Source organism: Kosakonia oryzae (assembly GCF_001658025.2).
GTDB lineage: Bacteria > Pseudomonadota > Gammaproteobacteria > Enterobacterales > Enterobacteriaceae > Kosakonia > Kosakonia oryzae.
The window spans coordinates 645,532-671,629 of sequence record NZ_CP014007.2; the positions used below are offsets into that span (position 1 = coordinate 645,532).

The following is a 26,098-nucleotide window of genomic DNA, read 5'->3' on the forward strand; positions in this document are numbered from 1 at the left end:
ATCATTGGATATACCGCTATGACAAAAATCGATGACTGCGCTTTAGGAAATGTGGGCAAAACGCGCCCGATACTTGAGCACATCACCAATAAATGGTCGATTTTGATCCTGACTGTGCTGTGTACAAAACCTTCTCGTTTCAATGAGATCCGCCGCAGACTGGATGGTATCACCCATAAAGCGCTGGCCGACGCTCTGAAACGGCTGGAGCGCAACGGGCTGGTGCACCGGGAAGTGTTGCCGACAATGCCGGTGGGTGTTGAATACCGTATTACGCCGCTTGGCGAATCACTTCGACAGCCATTTGAGGCACTGTATCGCTGGGCGCTGGAATATGGGCCGCAATTGACGGCGGCGCAGGATGAGTATGATCAAAAATCTGCAGAGGCTGAAAGAGCATTAGCGTCCTGAAACGGGGGCGTTCTGCTTGTCGGAACGCCCCTGAACAAACATATCAAAAAGTACGTCTGACCAGTGAGCGGCGAATATCCGTACCTCTCTCAAGCCTGCGCGCCCTGAATTCCGTAGGGCTGTATGTTACCCCTGCACCGTGGTAGCCCGTTACCCGAATATTGTGGTAACCGAGACGCTTCATTTCTTTACTTATTGTGAGCGCAAGGGGATTTGTGTCTTTCAGGGGCTTGAATATTCCTTTTATTCCTCTCCTTTTTTCGCTAACCGTTCCGGACGTTTCATCCAGTTCGTCGGCTTCAAATGAGAACGGTTCGATTGAATCTGCACTGAAGCAGGCCGTTATTCGCAGATCGTAGAATGTTTTGGGTAGCCCGCATGAGTGTAATTGCTCCGCGAGGCTTTTTGCCGTCATCTGCCCCAGAGTCGCTGCTTGATCTGCTGCCAATATGTTTCTTCCGGCCGCTCCGTGCCCAAGGATATATAATTTATCTCTTACCGACGATAATTGGCTCAATGGCTTATGTATGAAACTCATTTTCTTTAATACTGACAGTTGCTGCGATAATCTTGCGATACCTGTCGTAAATGTATCGAATACTTCTGGTGAAACCCTATTCCTTAAAGTTTCAGCATTCCAGCCAGCTTCATTTTTCAAAGACTTATCTACATCCTGCAATTTATCGCTGATGGTATTTATTTGCTCCGTTAATTTCGTGATCTCCACCGCCCGTAGTCTTTCCATCTCGATTAGAATTTTCTGATTTGGTGCAATTAAAGGGTACAGCCTTTTCCCTTTAAGGTGACGAAGTAAATTTAAGCCAAGACTTTGATCAACCAGATCCTCTGCGGCAAAAGGGATATACAGATAACCTTGTTTTGGCATTCCGTTTGTTATTGCTGTTGCAGCTTCCAGACCATTTTTAAATTCAGGTTTACTGGCTGAATGTCCTGACTGGGTATTGTTACCGAAAATCATTTTCTTCATTGAATCATCCTGGATATATTTTATATAAGAGGTTATCTCAACACGGATAGCTAAATGCATTATAGCGATACATTATCCGTTTCCGCCTTATAACATGGCTCATGAAAAAATAACCCATAATTCACGCCGCTGGAGCAATCCAGACAGTGCTATAAAATTTATTCTAGCGTATGTGATAGTGGTTATTAATAGTTGCTGCCACGTTTTTCATTATATTCATGTCTGATAATTTCTATTAAGATATATCAGGAAGATAATTTATTAAGGAAATTATAGTGCAGAGAATAATTCTTTTTAATAAGGCTTTGATTAATTGTTTATGTTGGCTCCGGTCACACGTTATTCTCATGTGAAGAGATACGAGTCTTATTAATCTTCTGAAGACACTGTATGGAAAATATTGTCGCTTGAGTGATGGCTTCATCGGGAAGGAAAAGCGCTGTGCCATTCTGCGACCGTAGCTATAGCGATAGAAACGGCAGAGTGGTTGGGATTGTCAAAAGCTTGAGCGGCACCTTTCGGACACAAAGGATTTAAAAAACAAAAAAGCCACCGGTAAAGGTGGCTTAAATGCAGGATTTATAAGGAAAAATTTGGTGGCCCCTGTTGGGTTTGAACCAACGACCAAGCGATTATGAGTCGCCTGCTCTAACCACTGAGCTAAGGGGCCATAGCGGGGGGATTATAAAGTAACTTACCCCTGCAATCCAGCAAGAATATACTGGCTGATGTTTTTATAAACAACGGATTTTCAATCTCTTATACTGGTATTTATGACAATTGACCAGGGATAACTATGATCAATGATATTCTCGCTCCCGGGCTGCGCGTGGTGTTTTGTGGTATTAATCCGGGCAAATCTTCCGCCCATACTGGCTTCCACTTTGCGCACCCTGGCAACCGTTTCTGGAAGGTGATCCATCAGGCCGGTTTTACCGACAGGCTGCTGCGACCGGAAGAGGAGAGGCATCTGCTGGATACGCGCTGTGGCATCACCATGCTGGTGGAACGTCCGACGGTGCAGGCCAGCGAAGTGGCGCTGCATGAGCTGCGTACTGGCGGCAGAGAGCTGGTTCTGAAAATTGAAGAGTATCAGCCTGCGGCGCTGGCGATCCTCGGTAAGCAGGCTTTCGAGCAGGCATTCAGCGTCAGAGGTGCTAACTGGGGCAAGCAGACGATGAGCATCGGCGTAACGCAGATTTGGGTACTGCCGAATCCCAGTGGGTTAAATCGCGCGACGCTGGATAAACTGGTCGCCGCTTACCGCGAACTGGATGATGCGCTGGTGACGAGAGGGCTGTAGCGCGACGGAAATAAAAAAGGCTCCCGGTGGGAGCCTTTCGTTATAACGATGCGACAAATTAATCGTCGAGGAAGCTACGCAGCACTTCAGAACGGCTCGGGTGGCGCAGTTTACGCAGCGCTTTCGCTTCGATCTGGCGGATACGTTCGCGGGTAACGTCAAACTGTTTACCCACTTCTTCCAGCGTGTGGTCGGTGTTCATATCGATACCGAAACGCATACGCAGTACTTTCGCTTCACGGGCTGTCAGACCAGCCAGCACGTCGTGCGTCGCCGCACGCAGGCTCTCGGTGGTGGCAGAGTCCAGCGGCAGCTCGAGGGTGGTATCCTCGATAAAATCACCCAGATGCGAATCTTCATCATCACCAATCGGTGTTTCCATGGAGATTGGCTCTTTGGCGATTTTCAGCACCTTGCGGATTTTATCTTCCGGCATCAACATGCGTTCGGCCAGCTCTTCCGGCGTCGGCTCGCGACCCATTTCCTGCAGCATCTGGCGGGAGATACGGTTGAGTTTGTTAATGGTCTCAATCATATGCACCGGAATACGGATAGTGCGCGCCTGATCCGCGATGGAGCGGGTAATCGCCTGACGGATCCACCAGGTTGCGTAGGTGGAGAACTTGTAACCACGGCGGTATTCGAACTTATCAACCGCTTTCATCAGACCGATGTTGCCTTCCTGAATCAGATCGAGGAATTGCAGACCACGGTTGGTGTATTTCTTGGCGATAGAAATAACCAGACGCAGGTTCGCTTCCACCATCTCTTTCTTCGCACGGCGCGCTTTCGCTTCGCCGATGGACATACGACGGTTGATATCTTTTACCTGCTCGATGGTCAGGCCGGTTTCTTCTTCAATCTGTTGCAGTTTTTGCAGGCTGCGCTGAACTTCTTCCGTCACTTCATGCAGCTTTTCGGACCACGGCTTATTCATCGCCAGCGCGGCATTGAACCAGGTTTCGCTGGTTTCATTGCCGGTGAACAGCGTAATGAAGTTTTTCTTCGGCATTTTGCACTGTTCAACGCACAGCTTCATGATGATGCGTTCCTGAGTGCGCACGCGATCCATCATGATACGCATGCTGTTCACCAGGTAGTCGAACTGTTTCGGCACCAGACGGAATTGTTTGAAGACTTCAGACAGCTTGAGGATCTCTTCCTGCGCTGCAGCATGGCTGCGGCCTTTGGCTTTGATCGTGTCACGAGTCAGTTCGTACTGGGTACGCAGCTCGCCGAATTTTTCACGTGCCAGCTCAGGATCGATGCTGTTGTCATCATCGCTGTTGTCATCGTCGTCTTCATCTTCGTCTTCATCGTCGTCATCCATCTCTTCGCTGGAGAGCTCAGAGCCGACATGCGTTGCCGTTGGCGCAAGATCTTCTTCCGCATTCGGATCGACAAAGCCGGTGATCAAATCGGACAGACGCGCCTGTTCCGCTTCGACGCGGTCGTATTGTTCTAACAGATAGGTAATGGCTTCCGGGTACTCGGCAACGGAGCACTGAACCTGGTTAATCCCGTCTTCGATACGTTTGGCGATGTCAATTTCGCCTTCACGGGTCAGCAGTTCAACGGTACCCATTTCACGCATATACATGCGAACCGGGTCGGTCGTGCGCCCGATTTCAGATTCCACGCTGGAAAGCACTTGCGCAGCCGCTTCGGCAGCGTCATCGTCCGTGTCGGCAGTGGTCTCAGCCAGCAGCAAATCATCAGCATCCGGTGCTTCTTCCATCACCTGAATGCCCATGTCGTTGATCATTTGGATGATGTCTTCGATCTGATCGGAGTCGACGATATCTTCCGGCAGATGGTCATTGACCTCGGCATAGGTCAGATAGCCTTGCTCCTTACCACGGGTGACAAGAAGCTTCAGCTGTGACTGCGGGTTTTGCTCCATAAGACGGTATCCACACTTAAATTCATGAGGGTTGGTGTCGGTCGGCGAAATAAACAGCCAACATTTAACGCGAGGGTGTATTTATATTTTTGCCGCTGGCCCTCATCGCGGCTGTCGGGATCAACCCGATCGGTTATCGGCACTTAAGCCGTTGAATTCATTTTTTCGCCAGTTCCTGGTTTAATTGCCAGAGCTCCCGGCGTTCTTCGCTGCTTAAACCGTGCGTACGATCGCGAGCTATCAGCTCTTCCTGTCGCCGTTCAAGCATCGAATCAAACATATGATTGAGCGAGTCGGTAAACGCTTCTTCTGCGATTTCCTTATCTGCTATATCGTCCCACATCGACAGTTTTTCAAGGGTTGCAGCCTCTTTAGTGCCGCGATAGTGCTCCAGCAACTGCCCCGTTGTCAGGCCTGGCTGTGACAAGCAAGTGTTGACCAGTTCTGCAAATAAGCCAAGGCCGGGGAGCCTGGATTGATCCAGCCCTTCTAACGACGGAACCGCTGATGCCAGTTCCGGGTTCTGGATCAATAACCCTATAAGTATACGCATGGTTGTGCGTTTTAGCTGCGGAGCGGGGCGCGGAGCGCTGTTTTCCGCTTGTTTTGGCATTAAACGATCAAGTTGCGCATCGTCGAAAATACCAATCTTATTCCCCAACAGCTGCCGCAACTGAATACGTAACGTCTCGCCTGGCACCTGATTGATTAACGGTAGCGCCAGCGCAGCAAGTTGCGTAGTGCCATCCGGCGTTGTCAAATCCGCCTGCGGCAACAGGCTGTTAAACAAAAACGTGGAGAGCGGCTGAGCCTGCTCCATCCGCGCTTCGAACGCCGCTTTGCCCTCTTTACGCACCAGCGTATCCGGATCTTCACCATCCGGCAGGAACATAAAACGCAGCTGACGACCATCGCTCATATAAGGTAGCGCGGTTTCCAGCGCACGCCAGGCGGCATCACGGCCCGCCCGGTCACCGTCATAACAACAGATGACGTTTTTCGTCACTCTGAACAGCAACTGGATATGATCCGCCGTGGTGGAGGTGCCCAGCGAAGCAACCGCATAGTTGATGCCATACTGCGCCAGCGCGACCACGTCCATATACCCTTCGACGACCAACAGGCGCTGAGGTTCATCGTTATCCAGTTGCGCTTCATAAAGGCCATACAACTGGCGGCCTTTATGGAAAATATCGGTCTCCGGGGAGTTGAGGTATTTGGGGGTATCGTTACCCAAAACACGCCCGCCAAAACCAATCACCCGGCCACGCTTGTCGCGAATGGGGAACATCACCCGTTCACGGAAGCGATCGTAACTGCGCCCCTGATCGTTCGTTACCAGCATGCCGGCATCGATCAGAGATTTGCGATTTTCGCTATTGCCGCCAAAACGCTTTAACACGTTGTCCCAACCGGGAGGGGCGTAACCAATGGCGAAACGCGCAATAATTTCGCTACTCAAACCGCGCCTTGCCAGATACTGGCGCGCCGGTTCAGCGGCGGGTTGCGTCAGAGATTGCTGATAAAATGCGTTGAGCCCGTCCATCAACTGGTAGAGCGTTTGCCGTTGATGGCGCTCTATCAGGCTGGGCCCGCTGCCTGCTTCAAAAGGCACTTCAAGGTTGTGCATGGCGGCCAGCTCTTCGACGCTTTCCACGAACTCGAGCTTGTCGTAGTTCATTAAAAAGTCGAGGGCGTTACCGTGCGCGCCGCAGCCAAAGCAGTGATAAAACTGTTTTTCACCGTTTACGGTGAAAGAAGGGGTTTTTTCATTATGGAATGGACAACACGCGTGGTAGTTCTTGCCCTGCTTTTTCAGCTTAACACGCGCGTCGATGAGATCGACGATGTCGGTGCGCGCCAGCAGGTCATTGATAAAAACACGTGGGATTCGTCCAGCCATAGGCCCCGTTTTGATCTTTTATAACCCCGTTCTTCAGGCCGCTGAATGTGGCGCAAATCACGCTGGTTATATCAGGTTATAAACGAAAATAAGCCGCGCATTCCTTTCGGAAGCACGGCCTTACAACTACAACTCGGTCTAAATCTGAGAGCGTGCCGCTCTCAAGAGATTAGTACAGACGAGTACGGCGTGCGTTTTCGCGAGCCAGTTTCTTCGCGTGACGTTTCACAGCGGATGCTTTAGCGCGTTTACGTTCGGTAGTCGGTTTTTCATAGAACTCACGACGACGAACTTCCGCCAGAACACCTGCTTTTTCGCAGGAACGTTTGAAGCGACGCAGAGCTACGTCGAACGGCTCGTTTTCACGTACTTTAATTACCGGCATGTGCCTCTCACCTTTGATTAATTCGGTTTGCCGCTGGCGTTCACACCAGCATATTTCAAAATGGTGCGGAATTTTACTGCAACTACTGCTGCTTTGTAAAGCACCGACGCGCTTTTTGAAAGGGACTTTTGTAAGGGTGAGGAGTATACACGAACTCCTCACCAGGGGTGAGCAAAGTTTTACATCGACCGGCATTCGCCCTACACTGCGCGGTATTGCAAAGAGGTAAACAGATCCATGCGCGTACTGGGCATTGAAACATCCTGCGATGAAACTGGCATCGCAATTTATGACGACCAGCAGGGGCTTTTAGCCAACCAACTGTATAGTCAAGTAAAACTGCACGCTGATTACGGTGGTGTGGTGCCGGAACTGGCTTCCCGCGACCATGTGCGTAAAACCGTGCCGCTGATTCAGGCCGCGCTGAAAGAAGCCGGGCTGGCGGCAAAAGATATTGATGCGGTGGCCTACACGGCTGGACCAGGCCTGGTCGGCGCATTGCTGGTTGGCGCGACGGTCGGACGTTCGCTGGCTTTTGCCTGGGATGTCCCGGCGATTCCGGTGCATCATATGGAAGGGCACTTGCTGGCGCCGATGCTGGAAGAAAACCCGCCGGCTTTCCCGTTTGTGGCACTGCTGGTTTCCGGCGGGCACACGCAGCTCATCAGCGTTACCGGCATTGGTCATTACGAACTGCTGGGCGAGTCAATTGACGATGCCGCAGGGGAAGCATTTGATAAAACCGCCAAACTGTTGGGGCTTGATTACCCGGGCGGGCCGATGCTGTCAAAACTGGCGTCGCAGGGTACGGAAGGCCGTTTTGTCTTCCCGCGCCCGATGACCGATCGTCCGGGGCTGGATTTCAGCTTTTCCGGGCTGAAAACGTTTGCTGCAAACACCATTCGCACCAATGGCGATGACGAGCAAACCCGTGCCGACATTGCACGAGCGTTTGAGGATGCCGTAGTTGATACGTTGATGATCAAATGCAAACGCGCGCTGGATCAGACCGGTTTTACGCGTCTGGTGATGGCGGGTGGTGTGAGCGCCAACCGCACTCTGCGGGCGAAACTGGCGGAAATGATGCAAAAGCGTCGCGGTCAAGTCTTTTATGCGCGTCCGGAGTTTTGTACCGATAATGGTGCGATGATCGCCTATGCGGGCATGGTACGTCTGAAAGCAGGAAATGATGCCGGGCTTGGTGTAACGGTTCGTCCGCGCTGGCCACTGGCGGATCTGCCGGCGGCGTAAACGTCGATAGCCCGGTTGCTGAGATGCCGCCGGGCTTACTCTTCTTTTTTCTTCTTCAGCTTCGACCAGATTTTGGTTTCCTGGCGGCGCCACAGGCGCTGAATATTGTCATGATGGCGCAGCAGAATCAGACAGGAAAGCATCGCCACCGGGAAGGTGAACTGCGGTTTGAACCACCAGACATAAAACGGTGCGATCAGCGCGCTGACAATCGCGCCCAGCGATGAGTAACCGCTCAACAGCACGGTTAAAAGCCAGGTTCCCGCCATCACGCCCGTTAAATCCCAGCCTATCGGCGCAATCGCGCCAAACGCCGTTGCTACGCCTTTACCACCCTGAAATTTAAAAAATACCGGCCAGATATGACCAAGACAGGCGGCGATAGCAATAAGTCCCAGCCAGAACGGTGTAACGCCAAGCGCGTAAGCGCCCCAGACGGGCAGCATTCCTTTCAGAATATCGAAAATCAGTACCGTTACGGCTGCTCCCTTGCCGCCAATGCGTAAAACGTTGGTCGCTCCGGGATTGCCGGAACCACTTACTCGCGGATCGGGAAGACCGGCGAGGCGGCAGACCAGAATGGCGCTGGAGATTGAGCCACAAAGGTACGCAAGGAGGATCATTCCAGGCGCGATTGCACTCATGACGCTGTTCCGTTGTGAAAAAGTCGTTTTATTCTCTGCATCGATGGATAATACGCATAAATTCTGGAAAGTGGTATCCAGTGAATGCGCAAAATCTGCCAGAGCGCAGGAAAGATCGGGCCTGGCTGCACAGTGTTGAAACAATCTGCGGGTGGAATGTGATGGATATTGTATTTATTGAGCAGCTTTCGGTAATCACCACTATTGGTGTTTACGACTGGGAACAGACCATTGAGCAGAAGCTGGTGTTCGATATCGAAATGGCCTGGGATAACCGCCAGGCGGCGAAAAGTGATGATGTGAATGATTGCCTCAGCTATGCCGATATCGCCGATGTGGTTGTCGGTCATGTAGAAGGCGGGCGTTTTGCGCTGGTCGAGCGTGTAGCGGAAGAGGTGGCCGAACTGCTGCTGGCGCGTTTTCAGTCGCCATGGATACGCATCAAATTGAGCAAACCCGGCGCCGTGGCGCGGGCGCAGAGCGTCGGCGTTATCATTGAGCGTGGGTTAAATCTGAAAGAAAGTATTTAAATTCATAATAGTTAAACCAAGCGCTAGTATTCAGGTCATAGATGATGGCCATTTACGGCTACTCCTCGGGGGGCCGTTTTTTATATCTTTTTTAGGGGTTTATTGATGAGCGATCTACATTCGCTGCTGGTGGCAGCCATTTTGGGTGTCGTTGAAGGTTTGACGGAGTTCCTGCCAGTTTCCAGTACAGGTCACATGATTATAGTCGGGCATTTGCTGGGATTTGAAGGCGATACAGCAAAAACGTTCGAGGTTGTGATTCAACTGGGCTCGATTCTGGCAGTTGTCGTGATGTTCTGGCGACGCCTGTTTGGTTTGATTGGCATTCACTTCGGCAAGCAGCCGCACGAAGGCATCGGTACGGGACGCCTTTCGCTGATTCATATCATTTTAGGTATGATTCCGGCGGTGGTGATTGGGCTGGTATTCCATGACACCATCAAGACGCTGTTTAACCCGCTCAACGTGACTTACGCGCTGGTGGTCGGCGGTTTCCTGCTGATTGCCGCAGAAGTGCTGAAACCGAAAGTACCGCGCGCGCAGGGCGTGGATGATATGACTTATCGCCAGGCGTTCATTATTGGCTGCTTCCAGTGTCTGGCGTTATGGCCGGGTTTTTCCCGTTCCGGGGCGACCATTTCCGGCGGGATGCTGATGGGCGTTAGCCGTTACGCCGCATCGGAATTCTCTTTCCTGCTGGCTGTGCCAATGATGCTGGGCGCAACCGCATTGGATCTCTATAAGAGCATGGGGTTTCTCACCACCGGCGATATTCCGATGTTTGCCGTGGGTTTCATCACCGCTTTTATTGTTGCGCTGATCGCCATCAAAACCTTCCTTGAGCTGATTAAACGCATCTCTTTTATTCCGTTCGCGATTTACCGTTTTATCGTCGCAGCGGCAGTGTATCTGGTCTTCTTCTAAGGCCCGCGCCCTCAGTCTGCGGGCTGAGGGCAACGATGCGCTTTCCACTGCGCCAGCGCGGCTATCCGGCGGCGCGTCAACTCTTCGCGAACTTCCGCCCCCTTAAAACCGGCCTCTATCACCGCTTTGGTTGGAACGGCACGAGCCACTTCCCACGCTTCACGCAGTAAACGTCCTTGCGGATAGTCGCAGGCTTCAAAACCGGTACGCCCGCGCACGTCGGCTTCGCTGGTCAGAGCAATTTGCTCTACGCGCTGCGGTTTACGCCACGCATCAATTGAGTCGAACAATTTCACAATGGTTTTGGGCTGCAAAATGGGGAAGGTGTGGATCAGATCGTGAAACTCTGCCACCAGTTTTGCCAGATCGCGGATCTCGTTCGGTACGCGCAGACGCTGGCACAGCCCTGCGACCAGTTTGACGCCCGCCGGGCCGTGGCCATGATGGCGCGGCCAGAGCTCTTTTGGCGTCAGCGCTTTGCCCAGATCGTGACATAACGTGGCGAAACGCACGTCCACTTCCGGGCTGAGCATCGCGGCCATTGTCAGTGTCATCAGGGTGTGAACGCCGGTATCGATTTCCGGGTGCCACTTCGCCGGAGCGGGCACGCCAAACAGCGCATCGACTTCCGGGAACAGCACCTTCAGCGCGCCGCAGTCGCGCAGTACCTGGAAATAGACCTGAGGATTACGGGCATGCAGCGCGTTCTCGGTCTCTTTCCAGACACGCTCTGTGGTCAGATGCGCCAGTTCGCCAGCATCGGTCATGGCGCGCATCAGCGACATCGTTTCGTCGGCAATACGAAAACTGAGGTGAGCATAGCGGGCTGCGAAACGGGCAACGCGCAGCACGCGCAGAGGATCTTCGCTAAAAGCCGGGGAGACATGACGCAAAATGCGGTTACGCAGATCGTGCTGACCATTAAACGGGTCGATGATGTGCCCATTTTCGTCCTGCGCCAGTGCGTTAACGGTTAAATCCCGGCGCAGTAAATCTTGTTCAAGGGAGACATCGGGAGCGGCATGAACGATAAACCCGGTATAACCCGAGCCGGATTTACGTTCGGTGCGGGCCAGCGCATACTCTTCGCGGCTTTGCGGGTGAAGAAAGACAGGAAAATCGCGACCAACCTGCTGGTAGCCCGCGTTAAGCATCTCTTCCGGCGTGGCGCCGACCACAACCCAGTCTCTGTCTTTGACTGGCAGGCCTAACAACGAATCACGTACAGCACCACCGACCAGATAACTCTTCACGCCACTCTCCTCTACACATAAGTCGACAGATAATACGTAAGTGTAGAGAAGATGGCGAATGTGCTTAATTCATCCAGCGATCTTTGCGCTTGCGGCTTGGGATCATATGCGGCAACAGCAGGCCGAGGATCAGGCCCGCGCCCAGCACGCCGCCGCCATACATAAACCACTGCATAATGATAGTGCGCTGCTTGTCGTCCAGTTGCAGATTCGCCGCGTTCACTTTCTTCTGCGCGACGATTAATTCATTTTTCAGCTTCTGGTTTTCGTCTTTCAGGCCGTTGATCACCCCGTCGCTTTGCGCCACTTTTTGCTGCATTTCAGCCGTGCGCTGGTTCCAGGTGTTATCGATATTGTTCAGTTTATCGGTCAACGTTTTGACCTGGTTCTCCAGCTCCGGTACGCGAGTACGCAGGCTTGGCTCTACGTTCAACTCTTTCAGCGGGATCCAGGAGGTGCGCCCGGTGCTGTCGCGCACCTGGCCGTAATCGTTGTTTTGTTGCAGCAGAGTCACTTCCTCGCCGGCATTTACCGTACCGACAAGGCGATAATTATCGCCAGGGCCACTACGTACCCAGGTATTCAGTTCGTCGGAAACATACCGTTTTTCTTCAGCGTGGATCCCAACGGACACACTCAGTGCGACCAGGGTCAATCCAATCAGGCGTAATTTTGGCATCAGGCAGTCATTATTTTCGTTAAATGTGAATGGGAAACAGTGACATCAGTCTGACGACACCCGGCAGGTGGCATCAATCGGAATCTTCCGGGTCAAACTGCGCGCTTATACGAACTTTTGCACCCGGCAAATTGCGCATTGCATGGCAATTTGGCACACAATACTATCTACTGACAAACATCAGGGGCGTTAGTTCGCCGAAATTTTCACTGATGTGACATAACCATAAGTGCAAGGCCATGGCTCAGGAAATCGAATTAAAGTTTATCGTTAATGCCGACAGCGTGGAAACGCTCCGTCACCATCTGCATACGCTGTCCGAAGAACATATCGCTGCCAGCCAGTTACTAAATATTTACTATGAGACGCCGGACAACTGGCTGCGCGGCCATGATATGGGGCTGCGCATCCGGGGTTTTGACGGCCAGTATGAGATGACGATGAAAATTGCCGGACGGGTGATCGGCGGTTTACATCAACGTCCTGAATACAATATTCCGCTTACCAGCCCGGAGCTTGATCTGGCGCGCTTTCCCGCCGAAGTGTGGCCGGATGGCGAGCTGCCTGCCGATTTACAGGCGCGTACGCGTCCGCTGTTCAGCACCGATTTTTACCGTGAAAAATGGCTGGTCAATGTGGGTGAGAGCCGAATTGAGATTGGCCTTGATCTCGGCGAAGTGAAAGCCGGGGAGTCCGCCGAGCCGATTTGCGAGCTGGAGCTGGAGCTGCTGAGTGGCGAACCGGCGGATATCCTTAAACTGGCGCGCCAATTAGTGAAGCTCTCCATTTTGCGTCAGGGAAGCCTGAGCAAAGCAGCGCGCGGTTACCATCTGGCGCAGGGCAATGCTTCACGCGAGCGCCGTCCAACGGCCATTCTGCAAACTGTAGCGAAGGCCAGCGTTGAGCAAGCTTTTGCTGCCGCGCTGGAACTGGCGCTTTCCCAGTGGCAATACCATGAAGAGCTGTGGGTGCGCGGCAACAACGCGGCAAAGCAGGATGTGTTGCGTGCAATTGCATTAATCCGCCATACGCTGGCGCTTTTTGGCGGTATTGTGCCGCGTAAAGCGAGCGCTCACTTACGTGATTTACTGACGCAGGTGGAAGCCACGCTGACTTCGGCGGTTTCTGCCGACACTGCGGTATGGGATGCGCCTTCGGCAATGGCAAAACTGCTGTTGACTGAGTGGCTGGTAACCCAGGGCTGGCGCGCCTTCCTTGATGAAAAAGCGCAGGCAAAATTTGCCGATTCATTTAAACGCTTCGCCGATATACATCTTTCGCGCAGCGCGGCGGAGCTGAAAAAAGCCTTCGCGCAACCGCTGGGTGACAGCTATCGCGACCAGTTGCCGCGCCTGGCGCGTGATATCGACAGCGCATTGCTGCTGGCGGGACATTACGATCGTGCGCTGGCAAACGAATGGCTGGAGAACTGGCAGGGGCTGTACCATGCCATTGAAACGCGCCAGAGAATCGAGATCGAACACTTTCGTAATACCGCAATTACGCAGGAGCCGTTCTGGCTGCACAGCGGAAAACGCTAACTAAAGGATACTTCGGATGCCGCATGCCTCGCCGTTATCGCAGCACTGGCACACTGTGCTTTCCCGTCTGCCGGAGGCGCTAACCGCGCAGCCACTCAGTGCGCAGGCGCAGTCAGTACTCACTTTCAGTGATTTTGTTCAGGACAGTATCATCACATATCCTGAATGGCTGGCCGAGCTGGAAAGCGCGCCGCCGCAGGCAACGGAGTGGCAGCACTACGCGCAATGGCTCAGTGCGGCACTGCGGGATGTCACGGATGAAGCGGCGCTGATGCGCGTTCTGCGTCAGTTCCGCCGTCGGGTGATGGTGCGTATTGCCTGGGTGCAGGCGCTGCGGCTGGTGGCGGAAGAAGATGTGCTGCAACAACTGAGCGTGCTGGCGGAAACGCTGATCGTCGCCGCGCGCGACTGGCTGTACGACGCCTGCTGCCGTGAATGGGGAACGCCCTGTAACCCGCAGGGCGTTGCGCAGCCGATGCTGATTTTAGGCATGGGCAAACTTGGCGGCGGCGAACTCAATTTCTCTTCTGATATTGATCTGATCTTCGCCTGGCCGGAAAACGGGGCAACCCGTGGCGGCCGGCGCGAGCTGGATAACGCGCAGTTCTTCACCCGCCTTGGGCAACGGCTGATCAAGGTGCTCGACCAGCCAACGCAGGATGGTTTTGTCTACCGCGTAGATATGCGATTACGCCCCTTCGGCGATAGCGGCCCGCTGGTGCTCAGCTTTGCCGCGCTGGAGGATTATTACCAGGAGCAGGGGCGCGACTGGGAGCGCTATGCGATGGTGAAAGCGCGCATTATGGGCGATAACGACGGTGAACACGCCCGTGAGCTGCGTGCCATGCTGCGTCCCTTTGTTTTCCGCCGCTATATCGATTTCAGCGTGATCCAGTCGCTGCGTAATATGAAAGGCATGATTGCCCGCGAAGTCCGCCGCCGTGGCCTGAAAGACAACATTAAGCTGGGCGCGGGCGGCATTCGTGAAATCGAATTTATCGTGCAGGTTTTTCAGCTGATTCGCGGTGGCCGTGAACCGGCGCTGCAATCGCGCTCGCTGTTACCAACGCTGGAAGCCATCGATCAGCTGCACCTGTTACCGGAAGGCGAAGCTGGCAGGTTACGGGCAGCTTATCTGTGGTTGCGGCGTCTGGAAAACCTGCTGCAAAGCATTAATGACGAACAGACGCAGACCTTGCCGGGCGACGATCTCAACCGCGCCCGCCTTGCTTGGGGAATGGGTGTGGCAAGCTGGGATGAACTCAGCAGCACGCTGGAAACGCATATGGCCGCTGTACGCCGCGTCTTCAATGAGTTGATCGGCGACGACGAGAGCGACTCGCCGGAAGATGTGCTTTCCGAAAACTGGCGCGAACTGTGGCAGGATGCACTGCAGGAAGATGACACCACGCCGGTGCTGGCGCATCTTTCCGATGACGATCGCCGCCGCGTAGTGGCGCTGATTGCTGATTTCCGAAAAGAGATGGATAAGCGCACCATCGGCCCGCGCGGGCGCCAGGTGCTGGATCATCTGATGCCGCATTTGCTGAGCGATGTCTGCTCGCGCGACGACGCGCCAGTGCCGTTGTCGCGCCTGACGCCGCTGCTGACAGGCATCATTACGCGTACCACTTATCTTGAGCTACTGAGCGAGTTCCCCGGCGCGCTGAAGCATCTTATTTCGCTCTGTGCGGCATCGCCGATGGTGGCCAGCCAGCTGGCGCGTTATCCGATCCTGCTCGATGAGCTGCTCGATCCCACTACGCTTTATCAGCCGACGGCGATGAACGCCTACCGCGACGAACTGCGGCAATATCTGCTCCGCGTTCCGGAGGATGATGAAGAGCAACAACTGGAAGCGCTGCGGCAGTTTAAACAGGCGCAGTTGCTGCGCGTCGCCGCGGCGGATATCGCCGGTACGCTACCGGTAATGAAAGTGAGCGATCATCTGACGTGGCTTGCGGAAGCGATTATCGATGCGGTAGTACAGCAGGCGTGGGGGCAAATGGTGGCGCGTTATGGTCAGCCAATGCATCTGCGCGATCGGGAAGGGCGTGGGTTTGCCGTTGTCGGTTACGGTAAACTGGGCGGCTGGGAGCTGGGTTATAGTTCCGATCTCGACCTGGTCTTTTTGCACGATTGCCCGATGGATGTGATGACCGACGGCGAGCGGGAGATCGATGGCCGCCAGTTCTATCTGCGCCTTGCCCAGCGCATCATGCACCTGTTCAGCACGCGTACTTCGTCCGGCATTCTCTATGAAGTGGATGCGCGCCTGCGCCCGTCCGGCGCGGCGGGAATGTTAGTGACAACCACCGAATCCTTCGCGGATTACCAGAAAAACGAAGCCTGGACGTGGGAACACCAGGCGCTGGCGCGCGCCCGCGTGGTGTACGGCGATCCGCAACTGGCCGTGGAGTTTGATGCCATTCGCCGCGATATTCTGATGAGCCCGCGCGATGGCGCAACATTGCAAACCGAAGTGCGCGAGATGCGCGAGAAGATGCGCGCCCATCTTAGCAACAAGCATAAAGATCGCTTCGATCTGAAAGCCGATGAAGGCGGTATCACCGACATTGAGTTTATTGCTCAGTATCTGGTGCTGCGCTATGCGCATGACAAACCGAAGCTGACGCGCTGGTCTGATAACGTGCGCATTCTGGAAGGGCTGGCGCAGAACAACATTATGGATGAACAGGAAGCACTGGCGCTGACGCAGGCTTACACCACGCTGCGCGATGAGTTGCACCACCTGGCATTACAGGAGTTGCCGGGGCATGTGGCGTTGTCGTGTTTTGTCGCCGAACGCCAGCTGATCAAAACCAGTTGGAACAAGTGGCTGGTGGAACCGTGCGCCCCGGCGTAAGTGTGATATTATCGCGCGCAAATTTTGTATCTCTCAGGAGACAGGAATGAAAGTGACGCTGCCAGAGTTTAACCAGGCGGGTGTAATGGTGGTTGGCGATGTGATGCTGGACCGTTACTGGTACGGGCCAACCAGCCGCATCTCTCCGGAAGCCCCGGTGCCGGTGGTGAAAGTCGATACGATTGAAGAACGCCCGGGCGGCGCGGCGAACGTGGCGATGAACATTGCTTCGCTGGGCGCAACGGCGCGTCTGGTGGGTCTGACCGGTATTGATGATGCGGCGCGCGCGCTGAGCAAGGCGCTGGCGGATGTCAATGTAAAATGCGACTTCGTTTCTGTTCCCACTCACCCCACCATTACTAAACTGCGCGTCTTGTCGCGCAACCAGCAACTGATCCGCCTGGACTTTGAAGAAGGGTTTGAAGGTGTCGATCCATTGCCAATGCATGAGCGCATCAGCCAGGCGCTCAGCAGCATTGGCGCGCTGGTGCTTTCTGATTACGCCAAAGGCGCGCTGTCCAGCGTTCAGCAGATGATTGCGCTGGCGCGTAAAGCGGGCGTGCCGGTACTGATTGATCCGAAAGGCACTGATTTTGAGCGCTATCGCGGCGCTACGCTGCTGACCCCGAACCTGTCGGAGTTTGAAGCGGTGGCCGGGAAATGCAAAAACGAAGACGAGATCGTTGAACGCGGCATGAAAGTGATTGCCGATTACGACCTTTCTGCGCTGCTGGTGACCCGCTCCGAGCAGGGTATGACGCTGCTGCAACCGGGCAAAGCGCCGCTGCACATGCCGACCCAGGCGCAGGAAGTGTACGATGTGACCGGTGCCGGCGATACGGTGATTGGCGTGCTGGCAGCAACGCTGGCGGCGGGCAATTCGCTGGAAGAAGCCTGCTATTTTGCAAACGCCGCCGCAGGCGTGGTGGTCGGTAAACTCGGTACTTCAACGGTATCGCCTATCGAGCTGGAAAACGCCGTGCGCGGCCGTGCAGAAACCGGCTTCGGCGTGATGAGCGAAGAAGAGCTGAAAGCGGCAGTCGCTGCGGCGCGTAAGCGCGGTGAAAAGGTGGTGATGACGAACGGAGTCTTCGACATTCTGCACGCCGGGCATGTCTCTTATCTGGCGAATGCGCGCAAGCTCGGCGATCGCCTGATTGTTGCGGTTAACAGTGACGCTTCCACCAAACGGCTGAAAGGCGAAACTCGCCCGGTCAACCCGCTGGAGCAACGCATGATCGTGCTGAGCGCGCTGGAAGCGGTGGACTGGGTCGTGTCGTTTGAAGAAGATACGCCGCAGCGTCTGATTGCCGGGATCCTGCCGGATCTGCTGGTAAAAGGCGGTGACTACAAAGCGGAAGATATTGCCGGCAGCAAAGAAGTCTGGGCTAACGGCGGGGAAGTGCTGGTGCTCAACTTTGAAGATGGTTGTTCAACCACCAATATCATCAAAAAGATCCAGAAGCAGGGCGATTAAGCCGGTTATCGGGCCTGCATAATGCGCAGGCCCGGAAAGCGCTCGCGCCATGCGGCGCAAAAGAAATTACGCCTGATCGTCTACCGGTGGAATGGCCGGAGCGGGTTTGACTTCTGCACTTTTACCCCGGTTTTCGAGTTCACTCAGGCGTTGCTCCAGCAGCGCCAGTTTCTCGCGGGTGCGCAGCAGTACCTGCGTTTGCACGTCAAATTCTTCGCGGCTCACCAGATCCAGGCGGGTTAACTGCGCCTGTAACGTCTGACGAATTTTCTTTTCCACATCTTCCCCGAACTCACGGATCCCCTTGGGCATGGATTCGTGAACCTGACGCGCAATCTGTTCAATTTTCTTTGGGTCAATCATTTTAGGTTCCCTGCTCGGATAGGCTCAATAAGTCATTGTAGTGTGATAACCCCAGGTGATAAACCAGAATTGTTTGAAGGTTATGGATTGCCGAAGATTATCAATGGCGTTATAGTTATCCCGCTTATTCTCAGGGCGGGGCGAAATTCCCCACCGGCGGTAAATCAGCAGATGCTGAAAGCCCGCGAGCGCTTCAGGCTAACGTTTGAAGGTCAGCAGATCCGGTGTAATTCCGGGGCCGACGGTTAAAGTCCGGATGGGAGAGAGTAACGAATCTGTCGGGCAATGACGCCCGCTCGCGTTATTTTTTTGCCGCATTGCGACACTCCTAAGACTGCCCTGATTCTGGTAACCATAACTTTATTGAGGTCTTTTACCATGAATCAGACGCTGCTTTCTTCTTTTGGCACGCCTTTCGAACGTATTGAACATGCCCTCGCCGCGCTGCGTGAAGGCCGTGGTGTGATGGTGCTCGATGACGAGGACCGTGAAAATGAAGGCGATATGATTTTCGCTGCAGAAACCATGACCGTTGAGCAGATGGCGCTGACTATTCGCCACGGCAGCGGCATTGTTTGCCTGTGCCTGACCGACGAACGCCGTAAACAGCTCGATCTGCCGATGATGGTCGAGAACAATACCAGTGCCTACGGCACCGGTTTTACCGTTACCATCGAAGCGGCGCATGGCGTAACAACCGGTGTTTCGGCGGCTGACCGTCTTACCACCGTTCGCGCGGCGATCGCCGATGGCGCGAAACCTTCCGATCTGAACCGTCCTGGCCACGTTTTCCCGCTGCGCGCGCAGCCGGGCGGCGTATTGACCCGTGGCGGCCATACAGAAGCAACAATCGATTTAGTGACGCTGGCGGGTTTTAAACCGGCGGGCGTGCTGTGTGAATTAACCAATGATGATGGCTCAATGGCGCGCGCGCCGGAGTGCATCGAATTTGCTAAGCAACACAATATGGCTGTTGTGACCATTGAAGATCTGGTGGCCTACCGCCAGGAACATGAGCGCAAAGCCAGCTAACTTGCGTGAGTGATAAAAAATCCGCGGCCAAAAGCTGCGGATTTTTTTTTTGCCTGTCCTGCGTCAATATTTGTCGCGTTTATAATATTCACACGTTGAAATTTCACGGTGCTACTTATAAAGTGGTACCTGTTCAATGGACATGAAAAACGCTTTTAAAGCCTTATAAGTCATTAAGTTAATGCTATTTTGTCATTGGTTTGTTAACCAATGTTTGCCGGAAATAAGGGAGGCAATATGTTTATCTCATGGTACTGGCTTCTGGCGATTGTCATCGTCGTTTTCGGCTATGTCCACGTACTTAAACGTCATTGCAAAGCCTGCCGCCACGATCGCGAAGCGATCTATAAAGCTTATCAACGGGTGCTCGAAGAGCTGAAGAAAACTCGCCGCGTCGGACAGGGCGAGTAAGACGCTTCAGCCCTCAGCAAGAGCATCCCGATCCTCAGCCGCTAAATCCCATCGTCTGCAACGCCACCAGACTTAAGCCCATCACCGACATACCGCACAGCACGCCGTAGCTGGGGTTGTTGTTGGGATCGATCTCTTTCGCCAGCGGCATCAGTTCATCCACCGACAATGCCACCATAATCCCGGCGACGGTTGCCATAATGGCCGCCATTACCACTGGCGAGACCAGACTGCCGAGGATCAACCATGCCAGGACGCCGCCGAGGATCTCCGCCAGCCCTGAGACTCCCGCCCAGAATACCGCGCTGCGTTTTGAACCGGTTGCCGCGTAAACCGGCCCGGCAACCGCAAGTCCTTCAGGAATATTGTGCAACGCGACCGCAAAAGCGATGCCGAGGCCTAATTCCAGGTCGTTACTGGCGGTGACATAAGTGGCGATGCCTTCCGGAAAGTTGTGAAGACTGATGCCCAGGGTTAGCAAAATGGCGGTACGGCGCAAACCGCGCGGAAAGGTTTGCTGCGTTCCCTGCATTAAATCCTGCGGATGTGCATGGGGTAACATGCGATCCAGCGCGAAATACCCCAGCAGGCCCACGACAAACATGCCGTAACCGAGCATCGGTGACATATTTTCCGTCGCCAGTGCAGCGGGCAACATCTCCATTAACGAAATCAATAACATAATTCCGGCAGCAAAGCCGAGTGAGAACGCCAGTACGCGGTTTGATGGTTTCTGGCCTAATACGCCAAGAATCGCGCCGATAAAGGTCGCTGCACCCGCCAGGATGGTCAGAATTAACGGTACCGACATGAATCACTCCTTTATGATAATCATTCTCATTAATGTAAGAGTTTGTTACCTGAAAAGCGAGGCCGGAGCCTTATCTTTACTTGATGCTTACATTCAAAATTACTGAAGATCTTCATCATGGTTATCTGAGTTCTTCGCGCCATGAAAAGGCGTAATGTGTCGTTATCAAATTGACACACTCAGTAAGGATATCACCATGTCTGCATCTCGTATGCCAGCACTGTTCCTGGGCCACGGTAGCCCAATGAATGTTCTGGAAGATAACGTTTATACCCGCGCCTGGGGAATGTTAGGCGAGACGCTGCCGCGCCCGAAAGCGATTGTGGTGGTGTCCGCTCACTGGTTTACCCGCGGTACTGGTGTTACCGCGATGGAAGCGCCGAAAACTATTCATGATTTCGGTGGTTTCCCGCAGGCGTTGTACGATACCCATTATCCGGCACCAGGATCGCCGGAACTGGCTCAGCGCCTGGTTGATTTATTGGCGCCGGTGCCCGTTGTGCTTGATAAGGAAGCCTGGGGTTTTGACCACGGCTCGTGGGGCGTACTGATTAAGATGTACCCGAATGCCGATATCCCAATGGTGCAGCTCAGTATCGACAGCACGAAACCCGCGGCATGGCATTTTGAGATGGGCCGCAAGCTGGCGGCGCTGCGCGATGAGGGCATTATGCTGGTGGCGAGTGGCAACGTGGTGCATAACCTGCGTACTGCGCGCTGGCATGGCGAAAATACGCCGTATCCGTGGGCGACATCGTTCAACGATTATGTGAAAGCGAACCTCACCTGGCAGGGGCCGGCTGAGCAGCATCCGCTGGTAAATTACCTCGACCATGAAGGCGGATCGTTGTCTAACCCAACGCCGGATCACTACCTGCCGCTGCTGTATATGCTGGGTGCATGGAACGGCACCGAGGCCATTACTATCCCGGTGGACGGTATTGAGATGGGTTCGCTGAGCATGCTTTCGGTTCAGGTAGGTTAAAATGAAGGGTGGCCCTGGTAGCCACCCATTTTATTCTTCTGGATGTAGAGAAATTCGAGGAAGATCGCAAAAAATCACCTCTGAAACACGGTTTTTTTGAAAATAAAAAGACCTGTACTGCAAAAATAAAACGCTGTGCTGAATTTACTCTTTTTTGTGAACGTTATCGTCGCAAGAATCCTGCCGAGTGACTACTCTCAAAGAGTCTACTGTCTCAGACAATCCCATAAAAATTATTTGGTGTGTTACCCCGAACCCTTGTTCGTGGTCGCTCTTATTTACCTCAAAAACAGTAAACCTCTGGAGACACGGAAATATGAATTCAGCGAAAACCTTACTAAAAGTCTGTATTAGTTCCGCTCTGCTGTTTATCTCTCACGCCTCTTTAGCCCAAACTTTTCGTGCAGCCGATGTTCACCCGGCAGATTACCCCAATGTTGTTGCGGTAAAACATATGGGGGAAAAACTCAGTGCAGCTACGGATGGTCGACTGGATATTAAAACCTTTCCTGGCGGTGTGTTAGGTGATGAGAAACAGGTTATTGAGCAGGCGCAAATCGGTGCAATAGATATTATTCGCGTGTCGATGACGCCAGTGGCAGCAATATTACCGGAGATCAATGTCTTTACACTGCCCTATATTTTCCGTGATGAAGATCATATGCATAAAGTGCTCGACGGAATGATTGGCCAGGAGATTGGCAATCGCCTGTCGGAAAGCAGTAAATCGCGGTTGGTATTCCTTGGCTGGATGGATGCCGGCACGCGTAATTTGATTACCAAAGCGCCAGTCACGAAAGCGGAAGAGCTGAAAGGTATGAAAATCCGCGTTCAGGGCAGCCCGATTGCACTCGATACGCTGAAAGCCATGGGAGCCAACTCGGTCGCCATGGGCGTTAGTGAAGTATTTAGCGGTATGCAAACCGGCGTGATTGATGGCACAGAAAATAACCCTCCAACTTTTGTTGCCCATAACTATTTACCCGTTGTGAAGAATTACACCTGGAGTAAGCACTTTATTATTCCGGAGCTGTTTTTATTTTCTAAAGTCAAATGGGATAAATTGAAAAAAGAGGATCAGGAATTGATCCTCAAGCTGGCAAAAGAAGCCCAGGCTGAACAGCGTGAATTATGGAAAACCTACAATGCGAAGTCGCTGGAAGCCATGAAAGCGGGCGGCGTGCAATTCCATGATATGGATACCGCTGCCTTTTACGAAGCGACACAATCAGTACGCGATAAATACGGCAAAGACCATCAGGATCTGATAACCCGCATTAAAGAGGTGCAATAACGGCTACGGGCAGGGGAAACCTTGCCCCGATAATTATTTTGTCGGTGATATCTTTATTTTCTGCTGCGGGAAAATCGTTATGGCTGAACGCTATTCGTTGTTGATGGATATCCTTTACCGAATATCAATGTGGATCGCCGGTATTGCGCTGCTGATTATGGTGGCGATTATTCCGGTGGGGATCTTTGCGCGCTACGTGATGAACAGCGCTTTATCCTGGCCGGAACCGATCGCCATTATTTGCATGGTGACGTTTACCTTTGTCGGCGCAGCGGTAAGTTACCGCGCGGGTTCACATATTGCCGTCAGTATGGTCACTGACCGCTTAAGCGAACGCGTACGTAAGATCTGTTTTGTGGTCGCCGATCTGATGCTGATGGCGATTAGCCTCTTTATTCTCTGGTACAGCAGCGCGCTGTGTGCCGAATTATGGGAGCAGCCTGTCGCTGAATTCCCGTTTTTTACCGCCGGTGAGACCTATCTACCGCTGCCGATCGGCTCGGCAATTACGCTGCTGTTTATTCTCGAAAAGATGTTGTGTGGCGCGCAATATCACCGCCCGGTGGTAATAGTGGGCTCGTCGGGTTAATCCGATCATCCAGTAAGGAACGTTTATGGATGCATTTATTCTCGTTTTTACGTTAGCCATTATGCTGGCGGTAGGTGTTCCGGTCGCTTATGCCGTGGGGATTAGCGCGGTACTGGGCGCATGGTATATCGATATTCCGCTGGAAGCCGTGATGATCCAACTGACCAACGGCGTTAATAAATTCTCACTGCTGGCGATCCCTTTCTTTATTCTCGCCGGAGCGATTATGGCTGAGGGCGGTATTGCGCGTCGGCTGGTGAATTTTGCTTATATATTTGTCGGTTTTATTCGCGGCGGCCTGTCGCTGGTGAATATTGTGGCATCGACTTTTTTCGGCGCGATCTCCGGATCGTCGGTCGCGGATACTGCCTCGATAGGCTCGGTGATGATCCCGGAGATGGATAAAAAAGGTTACCCGCGCGATTTTGCTGCGGCCGTCACTGCCAGTGGATCGGTGCAGGCGATCCTGACGCCGCCCAGCCATAACTCGGTAATCTATTCACTGGCAACCGGCGGCACAGTCTCGATTGCTGCGCTGTTTATCGCCGGGATCCTGCCGGGATTACTGCTTAGTTTTACCTTGATGGTGATGTGCGTGGCATTTGCCCACAAACGCGGTTATCCGAAAGGCGAGCGCGTACCGTTTCGCCAGGCGTTAAAGATTTTTGTTGATACGCTTTGGGGGCTGATGACAGTGGTGATCATCATGGGTGGCATTCTCTCGGGGATCTTTACCGCCACGGAGTCAGCGGCAATTGCCTGCCTGTGGGCTTTCTTCGTCACGATGTTCATCTACCGCGATTACAAATGGTCGGAGTTACCGAAGCTGATGTATCGCACCGTAAAAACGGTGAGCATTGTGATGATCCTGATTGGTTTTGCCGCTGCATTCGGCGCGATCATGACTTATATGCAGCTTCCTGCCCGCATCACCGAAGCGTTCACCAGTATCTCGGATAACAAGTACGTTATTCTGATGTGCATTAATATCATGCTGTTACTGATTGGCACGCTGATGGATATGGCGCCGCTGATCCTGATCCTCACGCCGGTGTTGCTGCCGGTGACAAATGCGCTGGGGATCGATCCGGTGCACTTCGGCATGATCATGCTGGTCAACCTTGGTATTGGGCTGATTACACCGCCGGTGGGATCGGTCTTGTTTGTCGCCAGCGCGGTGAGTAAACAGAAGATCGAGCAGGTAGTGAAAGCGATGCTGCCGTTCTATGCGATCCTGTTCTTCGTGCTGATGCTGGTGACGTATATTCCGGCGATCTCGCTGTTTCTGCCGAAACTGTTTGGCGTACTTTAGGGATGGCGGTTGGGCCTGTAAAAACAAACCCGGCGCGTTTGGCCGGGTTGTTATGGTCACCACGGAGATGCGCTTTTACGTTATTCGGTAAAGATATGCGGATAGAAACGTGACAGATCCTGGGTGATCAGCGCGCGATCTTCACGAATGCCGATTCCTGCAGGTTGATCGTTGATCAGCCAGCTGCCGATCAGCGTATAGCTGTCGCCGAATTTTGGCAGCGGGTGGAACTGCTGCACAATCATACCCTCTTCGCCGTACGGTCCTTCAACCGCCTCGACCGTTTTCCCGTTCTCAACGATTGACACATTTGCGCCTTCACGGGAGAAAATCGGTTTCACGACGTACTTTTCCATTGGCGGATAATCGTCTTCGGCAAAGTACGCAGGCAGCAGATTGGGATGATTGGGGAACATCTCCCACAGCAGCGGCAACAGCGCTTTATTGGAAATAATGCTCTTCCAGGCGGGTTCCAGCCAGCGAACACCGGCATCTTCCAGCTTGGTGGAGAACATTTCGCGCAGCATGTATTCCCACGGATAAAGCTTGAACAGATTGCCAATCACCTGATCCTGAAGATCGGTAAACTGGCCTTTCTCGCCAAGGCCGATATCCTCGATATAGAGGAACTCCGACGCCAGCTCCGCTTCTGCCGCGCAATCCTGCAAATACTGCACGGTGCCGCGATCTTCAACGGTATCCCGGCAGCAAGTGAAGTGCAGCAACTGGAAACCGTGCTGCTCGCGAAGCTCGGCGAAACGCGCAATGAGCTGCTCTTGCAGGCTGTTGAATTGATCGCTGCCCGCCGGCAAATTTCCGGCGTTAAGCTGGTCTTCCAGCCAGATCCACTGGAAAAAAGCGGCTTCATACAGAGACGTTGGCGTATCGGCATTGTTCTCCAGCAATTTGGGTTCGCCCACACCATCCCAGGCGAGATCGAGACGCGAATAGAGCGACGGTTGCTGCGTTGCCCACGACTGGCGTACAAAGCCCCAGGTGTGCTTTGGAATGCGGAATTTGGCCATCAGCTCATCGCTGGCAACCACTTTTTCCACCACTTTCAGGCACATCTGGTGCAGCTCAGCGGTAACCTCTTCCAGCTTCTCAACCTGAGCAAGCGTCAGCTTGTAGTACGCTTCTTCACACCAGTACGGTTCTCCATACATGGTGTGAAAATTAAAACCATATTCGGTGGCTTTTTCGCGCCAGTCCGGGCGTTCGGGAATTGCGATTCTTTCCATGA

At 53.4% G+C, this 26,098-nt stretch carries 24 protein-coding genes, 1 tRNA gene and 1 riboswitch; of the genes, 14 read left to right on the plus strand and 11 right to left on the minus strand.

Annotated features, from left to right (window positions below; genetic code table 11):
• Positions 1–18: 18 nt before the first annotated feature.
• Positions 19–411, plus strand: coding sequence for a winged helix-turn-helix transcriptional regulator (locus tag AWR26_RS03155; protein ID WP_064563517.1), 393 nt, complete (start codon positions 19–21; stop codon positions 409–411).
• A gap of 43 nt (positions 412–454) precedes the next feature.
• Here AWR26_RS03155 and AWR26_RS03160 read toward each other — a convergent pair whose 3' ends face one another.
• On the minus strand, positions 455–1,399 hold the full coding sequence (locus tag AWR26_RS03160) for a hypothetical protein (RefSeq protein WP_064563518.1): 945 nt from the start codon (positions 1,397–1,399) through the stop codon (positions 455–457).
• Positions 1,400–1,993: 594 nt separating this feature from the next.
• Positions 1,994–2,069 (minus strand) — tRNA-Ile (locus tag AWR26_RS03165).
• A 126-nt stretch (positions 2,070–2,195) separates the two neighbouring features.
• Here AWR26_RS03165 and mug point away from each other — a divergent pair.
• Positions 2,196–2,702, plus strand: coding sequence for a G/U mismatch-specific DNA glycosylase (mug, locus tag AWR26_RS03170; protein ID WP_064563520.1), 507 nt, complete (start codon positions 2,196–2,198; stop codon positions 2,700–2,702).
• 58 nt (positions 2,703–2,760) lie between these two features.
• Here mug and rpoD read toward each other — a convergent pair whose 3' ends face one another.
• The 3 genes from rpoD to rpsU form a co-directional block, all read right to left on the minus strand.
• Positions 2,761–4,605 carry an RNA polymerase sigma factor RpoD gene (rpoD, locus tag AWR26_RS03175; protein WP_043956476.1) on the minus strand — a complete coding sequence of 615 codons (1,845 nt, stop codon included), beginning with the start codon at positions 4,603–4,605 and terminating at the stop codon, positions 2,761–2,763.
• 157 nt (positions 4,606–4,762) lie between these two features.
• Positions 4,763–6,508 (minus strand): DNA primase, encoded by a 1,746-nt coding sequence (dnaG, locus tag AWR26_RS03180; RefSeq protein WP_007370063.1) that lies wholly within the window; start codon positions 6,506–6,508, stop codon positions 4,763–4,765.
• A gap of 169 nt (positions 6,509–6,677) precedes the next feature.
• Positions 6,678–6,893: a 30S ribosomal protein S21 gene (rpsU, locus tag AWR26_RS03185; protein ID WP_001144069.1), complete on the minus strand. Its 216-nt coding sequence runs from the start codon at positions 6,891–6,893 to the stop codon at positions 6,678–6,680.
• A 237-nt stretch (positions 6,894–7,130) separates the two neighbouring features.
• On the opposite strand from rpsU, the gene tsaD reads away from it, so the two are divergent.
• On the plus strand, positions 7,131–8,144 hold the full coding sequence (gene tsaD, locus AWR26_RS03190; protein WP_064563522.1) for a tRNA (adenosine(37)-N6)-threonylcarbamoyltransferase complex transferase subunit TsaD: 1,014 nt from the start codon (positions 7,131–7,133) through the stop codon (positions 8,142–8,144).
• Positions 8,145–8,179: 35 nt separating this feature from the next.
• Here the strand turns inward: tsaD and plsY are convergent, their stop codons facing one another.
• Positions 8,180–8,788 (minus strand): glycerol-3-phosphate 1-O-acyltransferase PlsY, encoded by a 609-nt coding sequence (gene plsY, locus AWR26_RS03195; RefSeq protein ID WP_064563524.1) that lies wholly within the window; start codon positions 8,786–8,788, stop codon positions 8,180–8,182.
• 161 nt (positions 8,789–8,949) lie between these two features.
• Here plsY and folB point away from each other — a divergent pair, with 161 nt between their 5' ends.
• A complete protein-coding gene (gene folB / locus AWR26_RS03200; protein WP_064568943.1) occupies positions 8,950–9,318 on the plus strand; it encodes a bifunctional dihydroneopterin aldolase/7,8-dihydroneopterin epimerase in 369 nt (122 codons plus the stop codon).
• Positions 9,319–9,423: 105 nt separating this feature from the next.
• Positions 9,424–10,242, plus strand: a complete 819-nt coding sequence (bacA, locus tag AWR26_RS03205) for an undecaprenyl-diphosphate phosphatase (RefSeq protein ID WP_064563525.1) — start codon at positions 9,424–9,426, stop codon at positions 10,240–10,242.
• Positions 10,243–10,253: 11 nt separating this feature from the next.
• Here the strand turns inward: bacA and AWR26_RS03210 are convergent, their stop codons facing one another.
• A complete protein-coding gene (locus tag AWR26_RS03210) occupies positions 10,254–11,495 on the minus strand; it encodes a multifunctional CCA addition/repair protein (protein WP_007370069.1) in 1,242 nt (413 codons plus the stop codon).
• A 64-nt stretch (positions 11,496–11,559) separates the two neighbouring features.
• Positions 11,560–12,174, minus strand: a complete 615-nt coding sequence (locus AWR26_RS03215) for a TIGR04211 family SH3 domain-containing protein (protein WP_064563527.1) — start codon at positions 12,172–12,174, stop codon at positions 11,560–11,562.
• A 239-nt stretch (positions 12,175–12,413) separates the two neighbouring features.
• Here AWR26_RS03215 and AWR26_RS03220 point away from each other — a divergent pair, with 239 nt between their 5' ends.
• Genes AWR26_RS03220 through hldE form a run of 3 tightly spaced genes read left to right on the plus strand, consistent with a single transcriptional unit; the run spans position 12,414 to position 18,058 of the window.
• On the plus strand, positions 12,414–13,715 hold the full coding sequence (locus tag AWR26_RS03220; protein ID WP_064563529.1) for a CYTH domain-containing protein: 1,302 nt from the start codon (positions 12,414–12,416) through the stop codon (positions 13,713–13,715).
• A gap of 16 nt (positions 13,716–13,731) precedes the next feature.
• On the plus strand, positions 13,732–16,581 hold the full coding sequence (glnE, locus tag AWR26_RS03225) for a bifunctional [glutamate--ammonia ligase]-adenylyl-L-tyrosine phosphorylase/[glutamate--ammonia-ligase] adenylyltransferase (protein ID WP_064563531.1): 2,850 nt from the start codon (positions 13,732–13,734) through the stop codon (positions 16,579–16,581).
• 46 nt (positions 16,582–16,627) lie between these two features.
• The gene (gene hldE, locus AWR26_RS03230; protein ID WP_064563533.1) at positions 16,628–18,058 is read left to right on the plus strand and encodes a bifunctional D-glycero-beta-D-manno-heptose-7-phosphate kinase/D-glycero-beta-D-manno-heptose 1-phosphate adenylyltransferase HldE; all 1,431 of its coding nucleotides are present in this window, start codon (positions 16,628–16,630) and stop codon (positions 18,056–18,058) included.
• A 66-nt stretch (positions 18,059–18,124) separates the two neighbouring features.
• Here the strand turns inward: hldE and ubiK are convergent, their stop codons facing one another.
• Entirely contained in the window at positions 18,125–18,421 is a 297-nt protein-coding gene (gene ubiK, locus AWR26_RS03235) for a ubiquinone biosynthesis accessory factor UbiK (RefSeq protein WP_064563535.1), read from the minus strand.
• Between the two features lie 122 nt (positions 18,422–18,543).
• Positions 18,544–18,693: riboswitch (FMN riboswitch) on the plus strand.
• Positions 18,694–18,799: 106 nt separating this feature from the next.
• Here ubiK and ribB point away from each other — a divergent pair.
• Both ribB and AWR26_RS03245 read left to right on the plus strand, forming a co-directional pair.
• Positions 18,800–19,453: a 3,4-dihydroxy-2-butanone-4-phosphate synthase gene (ribB, locus tag AWR26_RS03240; protein WP_035887841.1), complete on the plus strand. Its 654-nt coding sequence runs from the start codon at positions 18,800–18,802 to the stop codon at positions 19,451–19,453.
• Between the two features lie 237 nt (positions 19,454–19,690).
• A complete protein-coding gene (locus tag AWR26_RS03245) occupies positions 19,691–19,864 on the plus strand; it encodes a hypothetical protein (RefSeq protein WP_007370077.1) in 174 nt (57 codons plus the stop codon).
• A gap of 34 nt (positions 19,865–19,898) precedes the next feature.
• Here the strand turns inward: AWR26_RS03245 and zupT are convergent, their stop codons facing one another.
• Complete coding sequence (gene zupT, locus AWR26_RS03250) at positions 19,899–20,675, minus strand: zinc transporter ZupT (protein WP_064563537.1); 777 nt, start codon at positions 20,673–20,675, stop codon at positions 19,899–19,901.
• 196 nt (positions 20,676–20,871) lie between these two features.
• On the opposite strand from zupT, the gene ygiD reads away from it, so the two are divergent.
• The 4 genes from ygiD (at position 20,872) to AWR26_RS03270 (ending at position 24,855) form a co-directional block, all read left to right on the plus strand.
• Positions 20,872–21,660 (plus strand): 4,5-DOPA-extradiol-dioxygenase, encoded by a 789-nt coding sequence (gene ygiD / locus AWR26_RS03255; protein WP_064563538.1) that lies wholly within the window; start codon positions 20,872–20,874, stop codon positions 21,658–21,660.
• Between the two features lie 316 nt (positions 21,661–21,976).
• Complete coding sequence (locus AWR26_RS03260; RefSeq protein ID WP_064563540.1) at positions 21,977–22,954, plus strand: TRAP transporter substrate-binding protein; 978 nt, start codon at positions 21,977–21,979, stop codon at positions 22,952–22,954.
• Between the two features lie 79 nt (positions 22,955–23,033).
• Positions 23,034–23,543 (plus strand): TRAP transporter small permease, encoded by a 510-nt coding sequence (locus tag AWR26_RS03265; protein ID WP_064563542.1) that lies wholly within the window; start codon positions 23,034–23,036, stop codon positions 23,541–23,543.
• Positions 23,544–23,568: 25 nt separating this feature from the next.
• Positions 23,569–24,855, plus strand: coding sequence for a TRAP transporter large permease (locus tag AWR26_RS03270; protein ID WP_043956491.1), 1,287 nt, complete (start codon positions 23,569–23,571; stop codon positions 24,853–24,855).
• 80 nt (positions 24,856–24,935) lie between these two features.
• Here the strand turns inward: AWR26_RS03270 and AWR26_RS03275 are convergent, their stop codons facing one another.
• The gene (locus tag AWR26_RS03275; protein ID WP_064568944.1) at positions 24,936–26,096 is read right to left on the minus strand and encodes a glutathionylspermidine synthase family protein; all 1,161 of its coding nucleotides are present in this window, start codon (positions 26,094–26,096) and stop codon (positions 24,936–24,938) included.
• Positions 26,097–26,098 lie beyond the last annotated feature (2 nt).